Below are 331 nucleotides of genomic sequence, written 5' to 3'. Positions count from 1 at the left end.
CAAGGGAACCAAGAACGAAAGAATTGAATCGATGGTTCTCTCTTTGCGCTAGAAGAGTCAGTTTATTTATATCGATTGCCGTTCTATAGCTATCCCAGGTCGCAAAAAAATATGTGGGTAAATACAACATAAGCCATTGTGTATCCAAGACTTCTTTCGCCACTTCAAACTCTCCAATAAATGTAAAGACTATTGCTTCATTTATATGAGCGTTTAAATTAATAATCATTTCCCATAGAAATAAGGCCATGCCTCGTAAATATTTAGATAGTAAAAGGTGGCGAAACCCAAGAAATGCTAAAGACCACCATGCAATAGAGAGAGGGTTTCG

General features: G+C 37.2%; 1 pseudogene. It reads right to left on the bottom strand.

Annotated features, from left to right (window positions below):
- Nucleotides 1-331 (bottom strand): annotated as a pseudogene (locus RG959_RS23940) (hypothetical protein); the annotation flags it as partial.

Source organism: Domibacillus sp. 8LH (genome assembly GCF_038806185.1).
GTDB classification, from domain to species: Bacteria; Bacillota; Bacilli; order Bacillales; family Domibacillaceae; genus Domibacillus; species Domibacillus indicus_A.
This window is presented reverse-complemented; position numbering and strand designations above follow the sequence as displayed.